This is a genomic window from Mesorhizobium sp. M0496 (assembly GCF_040321205.1).
Classification (GTDB): Bacteria; Pseudomonadota; Alphaproteobacteria; order Rhizobiales; family Rhizobiaceae; genus Mesorhizobium.
In genome coordinates this window covers 159425-178476 of record NZ_JAMYRC010000007.1, presented here as the reverse complement: position 1 = coordinate 178476, position 19052 = coordinate 159425, and the positions used below count along the sequence as shown (strand labels likewise).

The window sequence follows — 19052 nt, the reverse complement described above, 5'->3', positions numbered from 1 at the left end:
GAATGGTTTCGCCCTCGGCTAACGAACTGGCTGGAAGGAGCGACAGATGACGCAGACACCCAGCCGCACGGCGTGGATCCGGGCTCTCGCGCAGCATGATGTTGCCGAGGCACAAAGTGCGCTGTCGGCATTGCTGGGCGACCTGTTCGAGATGACCCCCCGCAATGTCCGCATCAACTTCGACAAATACAGCCTCAATTCGTTGAACGGCTTCTTCGAAGACGACGGCAAGGCCTACTTCTTCAAGTTCCATCAGGAGGAGCGGGAAGAGGCGATGACGGGCGAGTACTACAGGGCCGAGATTCTGTCGCGTGCCGGCCTGCCGGTCGATCAGCCGGTGCACATGTCCGCCCAGCCGGGTGAGCAGATCCTTGTCTATCGCCGCCGCGCGGATCCGAGATTTTCGGATGTGCTGTTCGCGCTGGATGCCGAAGATGATGGCGAGAAGCGGCAAGAAGCGGTTCTTGCCGAGCGCGACCTGTCGGCCAGGCTGCTCAAGGTCTATCTGGAGACGCTGCATCCGGTGACTGTCGAGGATGTAGCGGCGGAGCCGATCCACAGGCTTTTTCATGAGCGGCTGATCGATGCCGAGACACGCTCGTCGCCAGGCGGCCGGCTGGCCGATTTCTATGTCGGCAAACCGTTTGTCTTCCCCGGTGTGGAACTGGATTGGGATCGGTTTTCCCGGCTGAAATTCGTCATCAACGGCCAGCGCTACACCAGCAGCATCAGTGAGCTTTTCGACGCCGCGGCGGTGCGCTTGCGGCCGGAGCGGCTTGCCGACGCGGGCGGCGTGGTCGCGCATGGCGACGCTCACAACGCCAATGTCTGGTACACGGCGAAGGCGGGAAGGGCGGAGCTGTCTTTCTTCGATCCCGCCTTTGCCGGCTCGCATATCCCGACGCTGCTGGCGGAGGTGAAGGCGACGTTCCACAATATCTTCGCCCACCCGTTCTGGCTCTATGATCCGGCGACCGCGACAGAGGCTTTTCGCGCTCAGGCTCGGCTGGACGGAAACCTGCTCCATGTCGACACGGACTGGGACCTGAGCCCGATCCGCCAGGATCTGCTGGAGGTCAAGGCGACAGACCTGTGGCGGTCATTGCTGCTGGAACTGAAACGACGCGGCATGCTTCCGGCCGATTGGCGGGCGGTGCTGCGCTCAGGGCTGTTCCTGTCGCCGACGCTGGTCATGAACCTGCGCGCCGGCGCGCGCAGCCACACGCCGGTCTCCTCTCTCATTGCGTTCTCAGTCGCGGTCATGGTCGGCAGCGAACCCGTTGCCGGAGCCGATCGGGTCACCGATTTCCTCGACCGCATCGATCCGGAAAAAGCGTGAAAATTGAGTCTTTCCAACTTGTATATGCATGTATGTATTTTAGCCTTGACATCCGCTCCCGCTGACGCTGAAATATCCTCGCACTTTCACCATGAAGTGGCAGGTAAGACGCCGAGGCACAGTGCCGCAAGAGCAGAAACCCGCAGTCTCACCAGACCGGCTACCTGGGTTAGAAAAAGCGGTCTGATCATCAAGGGGAACAAAGATGATGCGTAACCTAATAGGACAATTTCGCGCGCTCGTGATGGCCGCCGCCATCGGCCTCGCCGCCGCTCCGGCAGCCTACGCGGCCGATGCGGCCATTCCCACCACGCCCGAGGCGGGGTCGTTCAAGATCGGCATCGAGCCCTGGCTTGGCTATGGCCAGTGGCATGTCGCCGAGGCCAAGGCGCTGTTCAAGGCAAACGGGCTGACGGACGTCCAGATCGTCAACTTCGCCGAGGACAAGGACATCAATGCAGCACTTGCAAGCGGCCAGCTCGACGCCGCCAACATCGCCACCCACACGGCGATGGGCATGGTCGCGGCCGGCCTGCCGGTGAAGATCGTGCTGCTGCTCGATGTCAGCATGACCGCCGACGCCATCATCGCCGGCAAGGACGTCACCTCCATCGCGGACCTCAAGGGCAAGCAGGTCGCTTTCGAGGAAGGCACGACGAGCGACATCCTGCTCAAATACGCACTCGCCAGGAACGGCATGTCGATCGACGACGTGAAGCCGGTTCCGATGCCGGCATCCGACGCCGGCAGCGCCTTGATCGCCGGCCAGGTGCCGGTCGCGGTGACCTACGAACCGTACCTCACCGTCGCCATGGCGCAGAACAAGGATCTCAAGCTGCTGTTCACCGCCGGCGAGGATCCCGGCCTGATCAGCGACGTGCTGGTGGTGCGCGACGAGGTGATCAAATCGCGGCCCGGCCAGGTGCTGGCCATGATCAAGAGCTGGGACGCGGCGCTCAAGGATTACAATGCCGACACATCAGGTGGCCGCACCATCATCGCCAAGGCGGTCGGTTCGGACGTAAAGGACCTCAACACCGCCTTTGACGGCGTGCGCTATTACTCGCTCGCCGAAAACAAGACGGCGCTCACCGGCGACTTCACCACCAAGACCTTCGCCGATGTCGAAGCGGCCGCCAAGAACGCCAAACTGCTGCAGGCCGACGTGACGCCGGAGCAGATGATCGACCCGTCCTTCGTCAAGGCGGCGGAATGACCAAGGCCGGATCGCGGTGGTGACGCAGATGCCCGGGGAACCCCCCGCGAAAACGGATTCGGCGCACTCCGCGCCAAGCCCCATCGCGAAACCGGCGCGGCGCGGCCGATCCTCCGGGATTGGCGTGCCCATCGCCAGGACCCGCTTCCTGACGATCGCGGTGGCTGTCTTTGTCGGGCTTGGCCTTGCCTGGTGGGCGGCGACCGGACTGGGATTGGTGAAGCCCATCTTCCTGCCGTCGCCGGGCAGCGTCGCGATGCAGATCGCCAAGCTCGCGGCTGACGGCACGTTGTGGCTGGACCTCAAAGCCTCGATGTATCGCATTTCCATCGGCTTCCTCATCGCCTCGGCACTCTCCATACCGATCGGGGTGCTGATCGGCAGTTTCCGCTCCTGGGAAGCGGCCATCGAGCCGCTGGTGGATTTCATCCGCTACATGCCGGTCGTCGCCTTCGTGCCGCTCTCCATCCTGTGGGCGGGTACCGGCGATTCGCAGAAGTTCCTGATCATCTTCATCGGCACCTTCTTCCAGCAGGTGCTGATGATCATGGACAATGTGAAACGGGTTCCCGCCGATTTCATTGGCCTTGGGCGCACGCTCGGTCTGCCGGATCGCAAGATCCTGACGCGCATCGTCGTTCCCAGCGCCTTGCCGGGCATCTGGGATACGCTGCGCATCAGCCTGGGCTGGGCATGGACCTGGCTGGTGCTGGCCGAACTCGTCGCGGCGACATCGGGTCTCGGCTATCGCATCACCGTATCGCAGCGCTATTTCCAGACCAACACCATCATCGGCTACATCCTGCTGCTTGGCCTGCTCGGCCTCATCACTGACCAGGTGATGAAGGCGCTGGAAAAGGTGCTGTTCAAGCAAGAGGGCCGCTCGCAATGAGGTCCAGCCGATGAGCCCCCCCAAATTGCGGATCGCCGGTCTCCACAAGAGCTTCGGCACCGGCGAGCGGCGCAAGGAAGTGCTGCGCGATATCAACCTCGATCTTGCCGACAACGAGTTTGTCTCGCTGGTCGGCACATCGGGCTGCGGCAAGAGCACGCTGCTGTCGATCGTCGCCGGGTTGCAGGATTTCGACGCCGGCGATCTCAGCATCGACGGCGCGCCGATCCTGCAGCCGGGTCTCGACCGTGGCGTCGTCTTCCAGTCCTACACGCTGCTTCCCTGGCTGACGGCGCGGCAGAACATCGAGTTTGCCCTCAAGGCCGCCGGTTACGACCGCGCGACCTGCCGCAGGATCGCGCTGGAGCATCTCGAACTCGTCAAGCTGTCGGATAGTGCCGACCGCTATCCGGCCGAACTCTCGGGCGGCATGAAACAGCGCGTTGCCATCGCGCGTGCGCTTTCCTATCGGCCCAAGATGCTGTTGATGGACGAGCCCTTCGGCGCGCTCGATGCCTTGACCCGGCACCAGATGCAGGAGCTGCTGACCCAGATCTGGGAGGAACACAGGTTGACCGTCCTGTTTGTCACCCATGACGTGGAGGAGGCCGTCTATCTGTCGGACCGGATCGTCGTCATGGGGATCGGCCCGGGGCGCATCACGCAGACCTTCAATGTCGACATCGAGCGTCCGCGCCGCGAAGAGGTGATGGAAAGCCCTGTATTCATGGATCTGCAGCGCGGCGTGCACAAAGCCATTCGCGAAGGCTCGAAACGCCCCGAAATGGCGTAGCATCCGGGCGGTCAAACAATTCGTTGGCCCCACATATCAGTCAGGAATCAGGGGCCGTGGGGACCGCATAGACCGAGCGTCCACGCGACGGTTCCGCAAAAGTCGCCGACATACCCATGGTAGCTGCCGTAACCATTGTAGTAGCTGTCCATCCGGCTATTGTCGCCCGCCGAGTTGTCGCCCGTCCAACCGCCGCCAACCCACACGTCAGACCGTAGATATTCCCGGTGAACCACGTGCCGATGCTCGCCGCCACGATGTGCCGCGGCATGCCGGACAGAATGGTGCCTGACGACCGCAGCATCGGCGACAGTGCTAAAAGAGATCGCGCTCGCGGCCGCCAAGACAATGGCACCGGTGAGCATCATCTGCCGTTTCATGAGGATGCCTCCTGTTCATGCGAGACATGCACGGGACGAAAACGGATTTTGCACCCACACGTTCCTTCACAAAATCGGGACAAGCGATCTTTGGACAACGGCCGTATTGCGCAATCGCCGCTTGCTGGCCGCACTCAGGTCGCTTTGCCGAGCGCCGCGTCCATTGCCATTTCTTCCCCAGAAATGTCATCGAACGAAGCGTAGTTCATGTTGTAGAGGCGGGCGTAGAGGTCTTTTCTGGCCATCAGCTGTTCGTGGTTGCCGCTTTCGACGATCTCGCCGTTTTGCAGCACGATGATGCGGTCGGCGCCGCGGATGGTGGCCAGACGGTGGGCGATGACCAGGCCGGTGCGGCCTTCGAGCAGTTTGATCAGCGCCTTCTGGATCAGCATCTCGGTGTAGGAATCGATGCTGGCCGTGGCCTCGTCGAGCACCAGGATCTTTGCATCCGCCACCAGGGCGCGGGCAAAACTGATCAGCTGGCGCTGGCCAAGCGAGAGATTGCCGCCGCGCTGTTCAAGCTCGGTGTCGTAGCCATCGGGCAGGTTCTCGATGAAATCGTGCGCGCCGACGGCCCTCGCGGCACGCACCACCTCCTCGCGGCTGGCTGATGTCTTGTGGTAGCGGATGTTCTCCAGCACCGAGCCGGAGAACAGGAACGGCTCCTGCAGCACCATCGCCACCTGATCGCCGAGCGAACCCTGCGTCAGGTCGCGCACATCGTGGCCGCCGACCAGGACCTCACCCGACCAGACATCGTAGAAGCGATGCACCAGCGCCATCGAGCTCGACTTGCCCGATCCGGTCGGGCCGACCAATGCGACGGTCTCGCCCGGATTGACGCGGAAGGAGATGTTCTTCAGCACCGGCTGGTTCTGCCGGTAGCCGAAGGTGACGTTCCTGAACTCGACCGAACCGTCCATGTCGCGCGACAAGGTGAAGGCGCCATCCTTGTCGCTGACGTCGACCGGCACGTCGAGGACTTCGGAGATGCGCTGGCCCGAAGCCATGGCGCGCTGCATGACGCTGTACTGCATGGTGAGCGAGCGGATCGGGTCGAAGAAGCGCTGGATGTAGAACAGGAACGCCACCATGACGCCGATATCGAGGCTGTGCGAGAGCACCATCGAACCACCGACGACGACGACCGTCGCCATGGCGATGCCGGTCAGCGTATCGACGATCGGCACCATCACCTGTGCGTATTTCGCCGACGCCAAATGGGCATTGAGATTGGCCAGCACCTTCTCGTCGTAAAGGTCGAAATTGACATGCTGGCGCTCCAGGCTCTGCACCGTGCGCACGCCATGAATGCCTTCGGCCAGCGCGCCATTGGCGATCGAGTTGGTTTCGTGCGCGGCCATGAAGGCGACCTTGGCGCGCGGCAGCCAGAACAGGCGCACGATGAACAGCACCGGCATGGTCGACAGCGTCAGCAGGCCGAGCCGGAAATCGAGCCACAAAAGTACGCTGACAATGCCGAACAACAGCACGATGTCACCGACCGACATAACAGACGTCTCGAGGAATTCCTGCATCGAATTGACGTCGCCCTGCAGGCGCGACATCAGCCGGCCGACCTCGGTCTTGTCCATGAAGCTCAGCGAGACACGCTGCAGATGGCTGAACATGGCACGGCGCAGGTCCGACAGCACGTTCTCGGCGACCTTGCCTACGATGCTTTCCTGCACATAGCTGGCGGCATAGTTGATGAGGATGATCGCTGAGAAAGCCCCGATCGCTGCGATCATCACCGACTGGTCGAGCCTGCCCGCCGTCATGCCGTGGTCGATGGCGTAGCGGATGACCAGCGGGATCGCCAGTTGCGTCAGCGTGAACACCAGCACTGCAGCGACCGAGATGAAAATCCGGCTCCGGTACGGCCTCACGAAGCTCCAGATACGCCTGATGATGCGCGGATCGTAGGCTTTGCCGAAAACCTCTTCCTCGTCGCGGTGCGAGCCCACGACCGCCTTTGTCGGCCGCCCGCTGATGTCTTCCTTGTCGTCGTCATTCTGTGTCGACATCACGCGGCTCCCGCCACAGACCGGTCGTCCTCCGGCCGCAGCTGCAGATCGTAGAGCGCGCGGTAGCGCCCACCGAGCGCCAGCAGTTGCTCATGCGTGCCGCGTTCGACGATCCGGCCGCCTTCGACGAACAGGATCTGGTCGGCATGCATCAGCGAGCTCAACCGGTGCGAGATGATGAGCGTGACGCGATCCCTGGCGAAGCGCTTCATCGCCGCCCGGATGCGCTGCTCGGTGCCGGCGTCTATTGCCGCTGTCGAATCGTCGAAGACCAGCACCGATGGCCGCAGCATCAGGCTCCGGGCGATGGTCAGGCGCTGCCGCTGACCGCCGGAAAGCGACGCACCGCGTTCGCCGACCACCGTGGTGTAGCCCGCCGGAAGGCCGATGATGTAGTTGTGCAGCTGAGCGTACTCGGCGGCCTGGCCGATGCGGGTCTCGCGCGCCCAGGGATTGCCGTAGGCGATGTTGTTCTCGATCGAAGTGGTGAACAGGAACGCATCCTGCTGCACGACGCCGACGGCCTTGCGCAGCGATTGCAGCGTCACCTCGCGGATGTCCTGCCCGTCGATGGTGATCGAGCCAGAAGTGACGTCGTAGAAGCGCGGGATCAGGTGTGCGATGGTCGACTTGCCGCTGCCAGGCGGGCCGACAATGCCGACGGTTTCACCGGACCGGGCTTCGAAGGAGATGCCCGACAGCGTCGGCCGTCCGCCAACGCCCTCGTAGCGGAAGCCGACATTGTCGAAGCGCAGCACGCCGTCGGTGACGACGAGGTCCTTGGCATCAGGCGCGTCCTCGATGTCGAGTTCGGCGTCGAGCAGCTCGAACAGGCGGGTGCCGCAGGTCGAGGCGCGCGCGAAGGAGTTGACCATCAGGCCGAGCTGACGCACCGGCATCTGCAGGATGGTCATGAAGGTGAGGAACTGGGCCAGCGTGCCGACGCTGATCTGGCCCGCAATCACCTTCTGGCCGCCGAACCAGAGCACCAAGCCCATGGCGGCGAGGAATGAGAAGTTCATAGCTGGTGTTGGAAACGCGGATGTCGACGCGCTGATTGGCAAGCTCCAATGCCGACAGCTTGGCGCGGTCGAATTTTTGGAGTTCGTGCCGTTGCGCCGCGAAGGCACGTACGACACGGATGCCGCCGAGGTTCTCATCCATCACCCGGCTCAGCACCGACAATCGCTCCTGCAAAGTCAGCCAAGTGCTGCGCAATGCCAGTTGGGTGACCGAGGACCGCCAGGCGACGAACGGCACAAAACTCAGGCTGAGCAGCCCGAGCACGAGATCGGTGCTGATCAGCAGATAGGCGCCGGCGCCGATCAGCACGCCGAGCAGCACCACGCGTAGGATGCCGGTGGAAAAGAACATGCGCACGCCGTCGAGATCGAGCAGGCCAAGAGTGATCAGATCGCCGGTGTGGACCCTGTCGTGGTAGGCGAAGCTCAGGCGCTGGATTTTCTCGTAGAAAGCCAGGCGCAGTTCATAGCCGGTGCGGTGGCCGACGGCCTCGCCATAGTAGTTCTGCGCCATGGTGAAGAGGCCGCGCAGGATGCTGACGACGAGCAGCGTCAGCGCCGTGTTCCACAGCGCCTGTTCCGCCGCAGCTCCGGCACCCGCGGCCATCACGCCCTGCGCCTGGTCGATGGCGCGTCCCAGCAGGCGCGGAATGAAAAGCTGCAGCGTCGCGGCGATGAAGGTCGAGACGATGGTGATGGCGACCTGCCAGGGATGGCGCAACGTCATGCGCACGATGCGGAGCAAGGTGCTGAGGCCCTTGCCCCAGGAGGCTTCCGCCACATGGGCAAACGATTTGCCGCGCTCCGGCGCGCCGCCGATTGCTTGCGTGTTCAAGGAAAATATCCAAACCAATCCGGACGTTAGCCCAGACTAATAAAGCAGACTCAATTCAGATGGCGTGATGTTACGCGTGTCCGAGTTGACCGTTCAAGAGCCAATTCGGGTATCGCACTGTGCCTGAACGGAAAGCGAGCATGCGGCTGTGGCTCGACCGGGGCGCGCAGCCGCCGCCTGCGCAGGTCGATGCGATGTTCAGGCGCTTGGCAACCGATGGAATTCTGCCTCATCTTGCTGAAGGCGGCTCGCACCAATTGGCTTTTTGAGCACGACAAACCAGTTGCCGTTGAGCATGCCTTCGTCACACAGCTCGAAGCCCGCGCTCGCCGCCATCCGCCGCCAGGCGCCTTTGCCCGAGAAAAGCAGCGCTAGCACGCTGACGATCGCGAACATCGTCCATCCGGGCACCCAGACGACGAGAAGGAAACGTCCGCCCGGTTTCAGGACCCGCAAGATCTCGCGCAGCCCCTGTTGCTTTTGCGGGCCGAGATGATCGATCGCATGGGCGCTGACGGCGGCGTCGAAACGGCCTTCCGGGAAGGGCAGTGCAGTCAGGTCGCCAAGTTCGATGTCAACGCGCCCGGTCAGACCGGCAAGCCGCAGATTCTGTTCGAGCAACCGCCGGCCGCCGCCTTCGATATAGTCCGAATCGAAGCGGTCGAGCGCAACGACCCTTCCGTTTCGGAGTGCACGGCCAAGTGCGATCGTGGTTCGGCCGGCGCCGCATCCTGCATCCAGGACCACACCTGCGTCGCCCGACAGAAGGTCGACCAATGGCAAGGCGGCATGTTCGTAGCGTCCGACGGTTCGGGCAATGAGACCGCCGGCGAAGAAGTTCGCCGCAAGCAGCGTCAGCACCATGGCGAGCGGCCAATAGGCCGGTGTCGCGACCTGAACGGCGACTGCGATTGCGGCAAGGATTAGCGCCGCGATCCACGGCCCGAGCGCCCAGGCCGGCGCCCAGCCGAAATCGAAATTCGCTGTGTCCTGCCGGCGTATCCGGCCGGGCAGGCGCCGGGCGAGCCTGTTCCCGGCCAAGACATAGAGCGAAGCCATCAACACCAGGGCACCGATCAGATGAAAGCCGCCGAAAAGCAAGAATACCCCCGAGACGGCCGGGAGCGACGGGACGTAGATCAGCAAGACGAGGCCTGCCGCCACACCGATGAGCCCGACGAGCCACAGATGGCTATGATTGTGGGTCCTTGGTGTTTCTCTTGTTGCCATGACTGGCTCCCTTGATTTCTGGACAGAACGGCAGTTATCGGACACCATGACTGATAGTGTGAAAATGAACTCGTGGTGCGAAATGTCCGAAAACGGACGAAACGGAGCTAATGGCCGACAATGAATACACGCATGAAAGAAGACCGCCGTATCCAGCGCTCACGCGATTCTCTGCACCAGGCGCTGGTCGCGCTGGTCCTTGAAAAGGGCTACGAGGCGGTGACGATCAAGGACATTGTCGAGCGTGCGAATGTCGGCCGCTCAACCTTCTATGCGCACTACAACAGCAAGGAGGATCTGCTGACCAACGGTCTGGCGGAACTGCGCGTCATGCTGACGGCGCACCAGCAAGCAGCACTTGGCGAAAACGGAGACGTTGGCCAACGCTGCCTCGGCTTCAGCCTGGCACTCTTCGAACATGCGCAGAGCTTCCGCGACATCTATCGCGTGCTGGTCGGAGAGCGGGGGTCCGCCATCGTCATGAACCGGTTGCGGGCGCTGCTCGCCGATCTGGTGAGCCAGGACCTTGCAGCCATCGCCCCTGCCGCCAACGACGGACAAATCCCTCGAAGCGCGCTCATCCAGTTCGTGGTTGGCGCCCTGATGTCGGTCCTGGCCTGGTGGATGGATCGCAAATCAAGACTGTCGCCTGCGGAAGTCGACGCGATATTCCGGCGCTTGACGATCCCCGCGATCGTCGCCGCTTTCGATGGCCCGATATCGAGTATCGATAGCACCGGTGATAGGGGCGGGAAGCCACCGCAGGTATAGATCGTGCGATGTTCAGACGCCTGGCAAGCGGTGGAATCGTGCCCCCAGCCTTGGCGACGAAACCGACCATCGGCGACAGTGACAGGCTCCTGCCGGGATTGCCGTTCTTTCTGTAATCAGCTGTTTTTGGCCGGCCGGAATGCAACTGATCGTCCGGCCGGAATCTGGTCTCCTAAAGCGCGTCGAAACGGATTCATGCGACGCGCTCTAGGTCTTTGTTCCTATGCATGTCGTTGTCTCAAAACCGGGACCACTTTTGAGCGACATGCATTAGGCAGGTATCAGGACGGCGATACGATGCACGCCGACCTCTTTGCTTGTATTCGTCGCCTCGTCGGTCTTGCCCTTGGCACAGGTGTACATGTCACCCGTCTTGAGCTTGAATTCCTTATCTGCCTTCTTGATGGTGAACGCGCCGGAAGTGATCGTGCAGACCATGTCGTTGTCCATCACCATTTGAGGGGCGTGCGCGCCGGGCTGGAAGACCACGTCGACGATTGAGATGCTCTTGTAGGCGGGAATGTCGGCGTTGCCGGTGCCGACCTCGACCACCCTGACACCGGGCGCAATCTCCTTGCCTTCTTTCGGGCCGTATTTCTTGGCCTTCGCGGACGCCGTCAGGGCAAAAAAAGGCGTCACCGCGGCGGCCGTCATACCGAGGGCAATTGCAGACCTGCGATTCATGGTTTTCATCGCGTCCTCCCAATGGTTGGTCACGCACGAAGGTGCATGGCAACGATATATTAGCACAAGCGCATGTCCTTGTATGCGGGTAGTCGAGGTAGGTGCAGAACAGGACAGAAACCTGGCGACGGCTGGATGCATCACCGCGAGCTAGGTTCTGGTGTTCACAAAGCCTAGCCGTGCCGCCAGCAGGCAATCCGGTGCCCGGCCGCGACTTCTATGGCTGATGGCTCCGCCTTTCTGCACTCAGGCAGGACCAGAGGGCAGCGGTCGGCGAAGGAGCATCCGGTGTTCGGGATACCGGCTGCCTCGACCTCGCTTTGAACTGACATTTTCGCCTCGGCCTCATCGGAGGACGCTGCCAGAAGCAGGGCGGTATAGGGGTGATTGGGGCCCTGAAAAATCTGGTCGGATGAACCGGTTTCGACGAGACGGCCGCGGTAGAGCACACCGATCCTGTCGGCCATGTAGCGCACCACCCTGAGGTCGTGGCTGATGAAAAGATAGGTCGTGTCCTTGTCGCGCTGCAGGTCGTTGAGCAGGTTGAGAACGGTCGCCTGGACGGAGACGTCGAGCGCCGAGGTGGGTTCATCGAGCACGACGACCTTCGGCACGCCGGCAAAGGCGCGCGCGATGGCCGCCCTTTGCCGCTGGCCGCCGGACAGCGATCGCGATTTCTGCTCGGCCGTTGCGCCGGCGAGGCGAACCGATTGCAGCAGATCGCCGACGCGGGCTCTCACCTCACTGCGGCGCAGGCCGGCGAGCCGGCGCAGCGGACGACCGAGAATCCGGCCGATCCGCTGGCGCGGATTGAGTGTGCGGTCCGGCGACTGGAAGACCATTTGCACGTCGCGCCGTTCGGCAAGGTTCCTCTTCTCGACGCGCGCCGCGACCGTCCTGCCGAACAGCTCGACCGATCCGGCGCTGGGTGTCTGCAGGCCGGTAACGATCCGTGCCAAGGTCGACTTCCCGGAACCGGACTCGCCGATCAGCCCGAAGGTCTCGCCCTGGCCGATGTCGAGATCGATATCGCTGAGCACTGACTGGCTGCCGAAGGAATGGCTGATGCCTTTGCAGGCGATCGCGATCCGGCGTTCTTTTGGCAGGCCGGCTTCTTCATCGAGGATTGCCGGGTGCGATGGCAGGCCGTCCGTCTCCGCCAGTCTTCCGTCCCGCTTGGTGTAGTTGAGTGCCGGGATCGAGGCGATGAGCGCCTTGGTGTAGGCGTGAGAGGGGTTGTCGAAGACATCGCCGGCAGCACCGCTCTCCACCACGGCTCCCGCCTGCATCACCGCCACCCGGTCGCAGGAGCAGCGGATCATGTTGATGTCGTGGCTGATCAGCAGGATGCTGGTTTTGTGATCCTTGCGCAGATCATGCAGGATGGCGATGATCTCGGACTGGACGCTGGCGTCGAGCGCCGTCGTCGGCTCGTCCAGCACCAGCAGTGACGGGTCGAGCGCAATCGCAATGGCGATGTTGGCGCGCTGCTGCATGCCGCCGGACAATTCGTGCGGATAGAGGTCCAGCACCCGCTCCGGATGGCTGACCCGGACGCGCCCGAGCAGTTCCGCGGCACGCTCGCGCGCCTGATCATGGCGAACCGGGCGATGACGTATGATCGTTTCGGTGATCTGCCGGCCAATCGTCATGCTTGGGTTGAGCGCCGCGCCCGGATGCTGATAGACGGCGGCGATGTGGTTTCCCCTGATCTGGCGCAGCTGCTCGGCGGAGAGGTCGCGGATTTCCCGGCCCTGGAATTCCAGCGCTGACGCAGCGAGGCGGGCGTTCTTCGGCAGATAGCGCAGAATGGCGAGCGCCACCGAGCTTTTTCCCGATCCCGACTCGCCGACCAGTCCAAGCGCCTCGCCTTCGCCGATGCGCAGCGACACGCCGCTGACGGCGGGATGCGATCCGTTGCGCCCGTCATAGGCGATGGAAAGCTGGTCGACGTTCAGAATCGAAGAGGACATTGGGAGCTTGAAACCACTTTCTTCCAGCGCCGCGATCGATGGCAATCGCTTCCGCTTTCGCAGTACATAATCTCTATAAAATTACTCGAATTAGGCCGGAGCGCAATCTACCTTTCATCGCTCAGGAGAGATTGTCGCCGCTTGCCGAGGCAGCGCGACGGTCTCCCAAGCAGATCTGGAAGGAGGCCGGCATGGCTCGAGACCACATGATCCTCAGCGCATTCTTCTTCAACCCGCAGGGCGATCATCGGATGTCGTGGCGCCACCCGCGGGCGCCGGGCCGGGAAGTGCTGGATTTCGAATTCTACCGCGATCTCGTGCAGGCGGCCGAGCGCGCCAAAATCGACACCATCTTCGTCGCCGACCACGTGTCGATCTGGGATTCGGTCAAGAGCGGCGTCGCTCACTACGCCAATGCCCGCCTCGAACCGCTGACGCTGCTGTCGGCGCTGGCTGGCGTGACCAAGCATATCGGCCTGATCACCACGGCGTCGAGTTCCTACAGCGAGCCTTACAATGTGGCGCGCATGTTCGCCTCGCTCGACCATATCAGCAAGGGCAGGGCGTCGTGGAACGTCGTCACCTCGGCCATGGACGAGGAGGCGCGCAATTTCGGCCGTGACGGCAATATCGAACATGCGTTCCGCTATGAGCGCGCGGCCGAATTCCTCGATATCGTCAAGGCGCTGTGGGACAGCTGGGAAGACGAGGCGCTGCTGATCGACAAGGCGTCAGGCTATTTCGCCGACCCCGACAAGGTTCATCCCGTCGACCACAAGGGCAAGCATTTCAAGGTGCGCGGGCCGCTCAACGTCTCGCGGCCGCCGCAGGGCCATCCGCTGATCGTCCAGGCAGGCTCGTCCGAGGACGGCAAGAATTTCGCCACGGCCCAGGCCGACGTGCATTTCGCCATCTTCAGCACCAGGGAAGACGGCATCAAGTACCGTCAGGACATCAAAGAGCGTCTCGCCCGCCACGGCAGGCCGCCGGAAAGCTTCAAGATCCTGCCTGGCATCCTGCCGATCGTGGCGGCTTCCGAGGCGGAAGGCCGGGAAAAGCAGGAATACCTTCAGACCTTGTTGCCGGATCAGGTCGGCATCGATCTTTTGTCCAGCTGGAGCGGGCTGGACCTGTCGGTGTTCCCGCCGGACGGGCCGCTGCCGCCGCTGCCGGACGAGAGCACCTTCAATGGCGGGCGCACGTCGCTCAACCGGGTCAAGCAGTGGGCGAAGCAGAATCTCAGCCTGCGTGAGATTGCCCGCAAGCTCGCCAACAGCGGTTCTGTACCGACCGTCGCCGGCACGCCGGTACAGATCGCCGACCAACTCGAAGACTGGTTCGTTTCGGGTGCTGCCGACGGTTTCAACCTGATGTTCCCGCTGCTGCCCGAGGACTGGGTGAATTTCGCAGAACAGGTGGTGCCGGAACTGCAGCGCCGCGGCGTCTTCCCGACCGAATACGCGCCAGGAACGCTTCGCGACCGCTTCGGCCTGGCGCGGCCCGCCAACCGCTTCGCCGAACAGCGCAACAATGCGCGCGCCGTGTCCTGACCGGGAGAACGATCATGACTGTCGCCCCAAGATTGCAGCCTCGCGAAGCGACCGCGCCGCAGCTCGTCAACGTCCTGCACAGCCCCAAGCGCGTGCGCGTCAAATTCGGCGGCCGCACCATCGCCGACAGCCGCAACGTGCTGGTGCTGCGCTCCAACCATTTCCTGCCGATCTATTTCTTCCCGCCGTCAGCGGTCGACCCCTCGGTGCTGAAGCCTTCGCTGCATCGCGAACCGCATCCAGTCGGTGGCGAGACGGCCTATTGGGATATCGACAGCGGCGACAGGCGGAGTGCCAATGCGGCGTGGGCGTTCATCTCGCCGCCGGACGAAGCGCTGGCGCCGCTGGCAGGGCGCATCGCCTTCACCTGGAAAGCCGTCGACCAATGGTTCGAGGAGGAAGAGGAAGTCTTCGTCCACGCGCGAGACCCTTATGCGCGCATCGATGTGCTGCGAAGCACGAGCCATGTGCAGGTCTGGTTCGACGGCGAGCCGATCGCCGACAGCCATCGTCCGGTGCTGCTGTTCGAGACGCATCTGCCGACCCGCTTCTACCTGCCGGCGGAAGACATCCGGCTGGAGCGGCTGACGGCGTCCGTCACAACGACGCGATGTCCCTACAAGGGCATCGCCTCCTATTGGTCGGGCCTGCTGAGCGACGGCTCGGTGCGCCCGGACATCGCCTGGAGCTACCGCGACCCGATCGACGAAATGCCGAAGATCAAAGGCCTCATCGCCTTCTATCCGCAGGCCGTCGACCGCATCCATCTCGACGGCGAACCCGTCGCATAGCTTTTCAATCTTCATTTCAAAGCAGGGGTTTAACATGACCAAACGCAGAGATATCGACGCACTCCGCAACCTGTCGGGGGACATCTGGAATGTCGCCGTCGACGAATATCAGGGCGGCTTTGTCAAGCGCCGCGATCTCCTGAAATATGCCGCACTGCTTGGTCTGACCGGCTTTGCGGCCTCGCAAGGGCTGGGAGGCGCGCGCGCCGCGGCCGCAGCAGGCGGCACGGTGCGTGTCGGGCTCGGCCAGCCGACCAAGGCGATCGATCCGGTTTCGGTGACCGATCCGGCCAGCATCGGGGTGATCAGCCAGGTCGGCGAATATCTGATCCTCGACGACCCAAAGGACGGTCTGCAGCCGAAGCTCGCTCTGTCCTGGGAGGCCGACGAGACGGCCAGCCGCTGGACCTTCAAATTGCGGCAAGGGGTGAAATTCCACGACGGCCGCGCGGTCACCGCCAAAGACGTGGTGGCGAGCTTCGAGCGGCTGGTCGATCCGGCCAGCGGCTCGTCTGCCTTGTCGGCCTACAAGGGCATCCTGTCCAAGGGCGGCGCCAAGCTGGTCGACGACGAAACCGTGGCCTTCGACCTCGACGGTCCGAACAGCAACTTCCCGTTCTATGTCTCTTCCGACGTCTACAATGCCGTCATCCTGCCGGCCGACTATGCCGGCGATTTCGAGAAGACTTTCAACGGCACGGGCCCGTTCAAGCTCGAATCCTTCCGTCCCAAGCAGGGCGCCAGCTTCGTGCGCAATGAGGATTACTGGGGCGACAAGGCGCTGCCCGACCGGGTCGAGATCAAGTTCTTCGACGACGAGCAGGCGCAGGTGCTGGCGCTGCAGGCCGGCCAGCTCGACGTCATCCCGAGCACGACACGCCTGGAACTGGCGATCGAGGGCAATCCCAATTTCAAGCTGCTGAGCGTGCAAGCAAGCTCGCATGACCAGGTGCATCTGCGCACCGACCAGGCTCCGTTCACCGACAAGCGCATCCGCCGCGCGCTGGCGCTCACCATCGACCGCGAGGCGGTGGTCAAGGGCCTGCTGAAGGGCCGCGCCATCGTCGGCAATGACACGCCGTTCGCGCCGATCTTCCCATCTGCCGATCCGTCGGTGCCACAGCGCAAGCAGGACATTGCCGAGGCCAAGCGCCTGCTTGGCGAGGCGGGCGTGCCGAACGGCTTCGAGGTGACGCTGACCACCGAACGCGCCTATGACATTCCCGACTATGCGGTGATCATCCAGAACTTCGCAAAGAAGGCCGGCATCGACGTCAAGCTCAATGTCCTACCGCAGGACGCCTATTACGGCTCGGCGACCTTCGGAAGCTCGCCCTGGCTGGATTCGGTGCTCGGCATCACCGACTACGGCCATCGCGGCACGCCCGACATCTTCCTCAACGCCACGCTGAAGAGTTCGGGAGCCTGGAACGCGGCGCATTTCAACAACCCGGCCTATGATGCGCTGCTGCTCGATTACTCCAAGGCACGTGATTTGCAGGCACAGCGCCTCGTTGCCGGCAAGATCCAGACCCTCTTGCTCGACGAGACGCCGGCGATCATCAGCTATTTCTCGCAATACAGCCGGATTGTCAGCTCGAAGGTCGAGGGCGTTCGTTTCACCGCGATTTCGCATCTGCTGCTCGACCGCGTTTCCTTCGTCCAGGCATGATCGCGGCATGCTGACCGGCCGCATTCTGTCGGCGCGTGTGGGCACGCTTGTCCTCACGCTATGGCTGGTCAGTATCCTGGTGTTTTTCGCCGGGCAGGTTCTGCCCGGCGATGTCGGTCGTGTGATGCTCGGCCCGTTTGCCGACGCGCAAGCGGTGGCGGAACTGAACAAGCGGCTCGGCGCCGACCAGCCGGTTCTCGTCCAGTACTGGCTCTGGTTCAGCAAGGCGGTCACAGGTGACTTCGGCACTTCGCTGTCGATGCGCGGGCCGGTGGCGCCGTTCGTGCTCGAAAGCCTCAAGCGCTCCGCAGCCCTTGCCGGCATTATCTTGATTTTTCTGGTTCCGCTCGGGGTCGGTGCCGGCGTCGTTGCCGGTCTCAATGCCGGCCGCCTGATCGACCGGGTGATCGTGATGGCGGGCGTCTCCTTCGGCATTATGCCTGATTTCGTCTCTGGTCTGATGCTGCTTATCGTCTTCGGCCTGTGGCTGAACTGGTTCCCCATCTCCGGCGTTGCGCCCGATGGGGCGGGGTTCTGGACGAGCGGCTATTATCTGATCCTGCCGGCGTTGCCGCTGGTGCTCAACCTTGCCGGCTACATCGCCCGGATGACGCGGGCAGGGGTGATCGAGACGATCGCCGCCGACTACACACGCACCGCCGTCCTGAAGGGACTCGAGCCGCGCGAAATTATCTTTCGGCATGTGCTGCGCAATGCGCTGGCACCGACCATCGCGGTGCTGGCGACGCAGACCGGATACATGCTTGGCGGGCTGGTGGTGATCGAAGCGCTGTTCGGCATCCAGGGACTTGGCAATCTGGTTCTGAACGCGGCCAAGGCCCGCGATTTCCCGATGCTTGAGGCCGGCGTGCTGGTGATGGCGGCAATCTTCGTGCTGTCGGCGGCAGTGGGAGACCTCGTGCTGGCCTTGCTCGATCCGCGGCAGCGCCGGCGGACCTCGCCATGACGGATCTGACGGAATTTCCGGCGCCTCGGCGCGCTGTGGTTGGTTTGCCAGCGGTGCGCAGGATCGGCAGTGCTTTCTCCGCACTGCCCCCATCGGTCGTGATCGGAACGCTGCTGCTGCTGTTCTGGGTCGCCTGCGCGCTGTTCGGCAATCGCTTCGTTCCCTACGATCCCTATGCCGAGGATTTTCTGGCGACGCTGACGCCGCCCGATGCCTCGCATTGGTTCGGGACCGATCAGCTCGGGCGCGACGTGCTGTCCCGCATCGTAGTTGGATCGCGCGACATCCTGCTGGTTGCGCCGTTGGCGACGCTGGCAGGCGTTGCGGCCGGCAGCATCATCGGCCTGGTGCTCGGCTATTTCGATGGCCTCACCGATGCCATCGGTGCGCGGCTGCTCGATACGCTGATGGCGTTTCCGTTCATCGTTCTCGTCACCATGACGCTGGTGGCGATCGGGCCGTCGAACCTCACCGTTATCCTGGTGATCGGCATCGCCTACGCGCCGCTGGTGGCGCGCACCGTTCGCGCGGCCGTGCGCGAGCAGAAAGAGCGCGACTATGTCAGCGCTGCCCGGCTTGGCGGCGAAGGCCCGCTCGCCATCATGTTCCTGGAGATCCTGCCCAACATCAGGGAAACGATCCTGATCGAACTCGTCACACGGCTCGGATATGCGTTCTTTTCGATCGCGACACTGAGCTTTCTCGGCCTCGGCATCCAGCCGCCATCGGCCGACTGGGGACTGGCCGTCGCCGATGGCTACGGCTTCCTGACCGGCGGCAAATGGTGGGTCGTCGTCTTCAATTCCGCGGCTATCGTCTCGCTGGTCATGGCGACCAACCTGATCGCACAAGGCATCGGTGCCTTCGAGAATAGCGATGCATGAGCCTTGATCGGGCGCGTCGAAAAATC

General features: G+C 62.9%; 15 protein-coding genes and 1 pseudogene. 10 read left to right on the top strand and 6 right to left on the bottom strand.

Annotated elements, in window-relative coordinates; all coding sequences use genetic code 11:
* Window positions 1-46: 46 nt before the first annotated feature.
* The 4 genes from NKI73_RS09895 to NKI73_RS09880 all read left to right on the top strand — a co-directional run bounded on the left by NKI73_RS09895 (window position 47) and on the right by NKI73_RS09880 (window position 4240).
* Entirely contained in the window at window positions 47-1339 is a 1293-nt protein-coding gene (locus tag NKI73_RS09895) for a hypothetical protein (RefSeq protein WP_352628984.1), read from the top strand.
* A 208-nt stretch (window positions 1340-1547) separates the two neighbouring features.
* Window positions 1548-2555, top strand: coding sequence for an ABC transporter substrate-binding protein (locus tag NKI73_RS09890; RefSeq protein ID WP_352629016.1), 1008 nt, complete (start codon window positions 1548-1550; stop codon window positions 2553-2555).
* A 124-nt stretch (window positions 2556-2679) separates the two neighbouring features.
* Entirely contained in the window at window positions 2680-3447 is a 768-nt protein-coding gene (locus NKI73_RS09885; RefSeq protein ID WP_352628982.1) for an ABC transporter permease, read from the top strand.
* Between the two features lie 10 nt (window positions 3448-3457).
* Window positions 3458-4240 (top strand): ABC transporter ATP-binding protein, encoded by a 783-nt coding sequence (locus tag NKI73_RS09880; RefSeq protein WP_352628980.1) that lies wholly within the window; start codon window positions 3458-3460, stop codon window positions 4238-4240.
* A gap of 47 nt (window positions 4241-4287) precedes the next feature.
* On the opposite strand, the gene NKI73_RS09875 is transcribed toward NKI73_RS09880, so the two are convergent.
* The 4 genes and pseudogenes from NKI73_RS09875 to NKI73_RS09860 all read right to left on the bottom strand — a co-directional run bounded on the left by NKI73_RS09875 (window position 4288) and on the right by NKI73_RS09860 (window position 9734).
* A complete protein-coding gene (locus NKI73_RS09875) occupies window positions 4288-4620 on the bottom strand; it encodes a hypothetical protein (RefSeq protein WP_352628978.1) in 333 nt (110 codons plus the stop codon).
* 134 nt (window positions 4621-4754) lie between these two features.
* Entirely contained in the window at window positions 4755-6647 is a 1893-nt protein-coding gene (locus NKI73_RS09870) for an ABC transporter ATP-binding protein (RefSeq protein WP_352628976.1), read from the bottom strand.
* Window positions 6647-8396 (bottom strand): annotated as a pseudogene (locus NKI73_RS09865) (ABC transporter ATP-binding protein). Before NKI73_RS09865 ends, NKI73_RS09870 begins: the two are co-directional and overlap by 1 nt.
* Before the next feature lie 306 nt (window positions 8397-8702).
* The gene (locus tag NKI73_RS09860) at window positions 8703-9734 is read right to left on the bottom strand and encodes a class I SAM-dependent methyltransferase (protein ID WP_352628974.1); all 1032 of its coding nucleotides are present in this window, start codon (window positions 9732-9734) and stop codon (window positions 8703-8705) included.
* A 132-nt stretch (window positions 9735-9866) separates the two neighbouring features.
* Here NKI73_RS09860 and NKI73_RS09855 point away from each other — a divergent pair, with 132 nt between their 5' ends.
* On the top strand, window positions 9867-10505 hold the full coding sequence (locus NKI73_RS09855; RefSeq protein WP_352628972.1) for a TetR/AcrR family transcriptional regulator: 639 nt from the start codon (window positions 9867-9869) through the stop codon (window positions 10503-10505).
* 270 nt (window positions 10506-10775) lie between these two features.
* Here NKI73_RS09855 and NKI73_RS09850 read toward each other — a convergent pair whose 3' ends face one another.
* Window positions 10776-11198: a hypothetical protein gene (locus NKI73_RS09850; RefSeq protein ID WP_352628970.1), complete on the bottom strand. Its 423-nt coding sequence runs from the start codon at window positions 11196-11198 to the stop codon at window positions 10776-10778.
* A 164-nt stretch (window positions 11199-11362) separates the two neighbouring features.
* Complete coding sequence (locus tag NKI73_RS09845) at window positions 11363-13162, bottom strand: dipeptide ABC transporter ATP-binding protein (protein ID WP_352628968.1); 1800 nt, start codon at window positions 13160-13162, stop codon at window positions 11363-11365.
* A 191-nt stretch (window positions 13163-13353) separates the two neighbouring features.
* On the opposite strand from NKI73_RS09845, the gene NKI73_RS09840 reads away from it, so the two are divergent.
* Genes NKI73_RS09840 through NKI73_RS09820 form a run of 5 tightly spaced genes read left to right on the top strand, consistent with a single transcriptional unit; the run spans window position 13354 to window position 19026 of the window.
* Window positions 13354-14712, top strand: coding sequence for an LLM class flavin-dependent oxidoreductase (locus NKI73_RS09840; RefSeq protein WP_352628966.1), 1359 nt, complete (start codon window positions 13354-13356; stop codon window positions 14710-14712).
* A 14-nt stretch (window positions 14713-14726) separates the two neighbouring features.
* Complete coding sequence (locus tag NKI73_RS09835) at window positions 14727-15503, top strand: DUF427 domain-containing protein (RefSeq protein WP_352628964.1); 777 nt, start codon at window positions 14727-14729, stop codon at window positions 15501-15503.
* A gap of 34 nt (window positions 15504-15537) precedes the next feature.
* Window positions 15538-17175: an ABC transporter substrate-binding protein gene (locus tag NKI73_RS09830; protein ID WP_352628962.1), complete on the top strand. Its 1638-nt coding sequence runs from the start codon at window positions 15538-15540 to the stop codon at window positions 17173-17175.
* Between the two features lie 7 nt (window positions 17176-17182).
* Complete coding sequence (locus tag NKI73_RS09825; protein ID WP_352628960.1) at window positions 17183-18142, top strand: ABC transporter permease; 960 nt, start codon at window positions 17183-17185, stop codon at window positions 18140-18142.
* On the top strand, window positions 18139-19026 hold the full coding sequence (locus NKI73_RS09820; protein WP_352628958.1) for an ABC transporter permease: 888 nt from the start codon (window positions 18139-18141) through the stop codon (window positions 19024-19026). Before NKI73_RS09825 ends, NKI73_RS09820 begins: the two co-directional genes overlap by 4 nt.
* Window positions 19027-19052: the final 26 nt, after the last annotated feature.